1 protein-coding gene is annotated in these 1,050 nt (G+C 48.4%); it reads left to right on the top strand.

Annotation, left to right across the window (positions count from 1 at the left end):
* Window positions 1-456: 456 nt before the first annotated feature.
* Window positions 457-663, top strand: coding sequence for a helix-turn-helix domain-containing protein (locus E0E29_RS17910; RefSeq protein WP_130848915.1), 207 nt, complete (start codon window positions 457-459; stop codon window positions 661-663).
* Window positions 664-1,050 lie beyond the last annotated feature (387 nt).

The following is a 1,050-nucleotide window of genomic DNA, read 5'->3' as shown; positions in this document are numbered from 1 at the left end:
GTTGAGCATGATCCGGTTATCCTTCCGGGGACGACCCCGCTTTCCCGTTTCTTCCGGTGGCAGCAGCGGCTTGATTCGTTCCCATTGTTCTTTTGTTAATTCATATCGTTTCATGCTCATAACTTCGCATAACTTGGTTTCTTGTGTAACTTTTATTTTTCAAACAAGGCCTAATGTACCTTGAAAATTCCACAGCCTGTTCTGGAGGTCATACAGGAGCCGGCGACAGTGTGGTGTTCTGCACGCCGCCGACGGAAGTGCCGCACAGCGGCAGCCTGAAAATACGCGGTCTGAACGCAGAGCGCAGGAAGTGAGCCAGAGTCAGGTGCAAAAATACAATACTCCGCTTGGCAACTCATTTGATTCAGGCTATAATGTACTTACCTGCTAATCTATACGAAGGGAGGTACATTTCTATCTGAATGGTTGCCAGGCTGCAAGGAGGAATCTCATGATATGAATTCCAATCAATGCAGTGCTACTGCACAGCGAACCTACACCGTTGAGCAAGTAGCTGAGATCCTTGGTGTGAGCATTCGCAAGGCCTATTACCTCTGCGAAGGCACGAAAGAATTTAAAGTCATTCGTCTCGGCAGGCGTTGTCTCCGTATCCATAAGGAGTCCTTTGATAATTGGTTGGATGGGGTAGACGGCGCTTCCTGAGCACATCATGGAAAGGAACACTACTATGGCAACATACAAGGTAAGAGGCGCATCCCACAACGTAATCTATTCATACCGGACATCGACCGGGCAAACGAAGCAGCAGTGGGAGTCCTACGACACAGAATTGGAGGCCGTACAGCGTAAAGCCTACATTGAGCTTTTGCAGTCCCAGAAACGCACGGACGAGCTCCGCCAGGCGGCGTTGGACTATGGACCTGTTGACAAAAGTCCCAAACACCCCATTCCCATGGTATAATTAAAATAAGGGAGGGATGGAGCATGATGGGACGGCAAAGCGGTCAGAAGAGTATGGTGATTCTGGATATAGCAGAATTAATTCCACGCGATCACTTACTTCGGAAAATCAATCAGATGGTTTCATTT

The sequence above is a fragment of the Intestinimonas timonensis genome, assembly GCF_900626145.1.
Classification (GTDB): Bacteria; Bacillota; Clostridia; order Oscillospirales; family Oscillospiraceae; genus Intestinimonas; species Intestinimonas aquisgranensis.
This window is presented reverse-complemented; position numbering and strand designations above follow the sequence as displayed.

What these genes read in the sequence shown, in the direction of transcription:
- E0E29_RS17910 (WP_130848915.1), top strand. Translation starts at nt 457, where the DNA reads ATGAATTCCAATCAATGCAGTGCTACTGCACAGCGAACCTACACCGTT.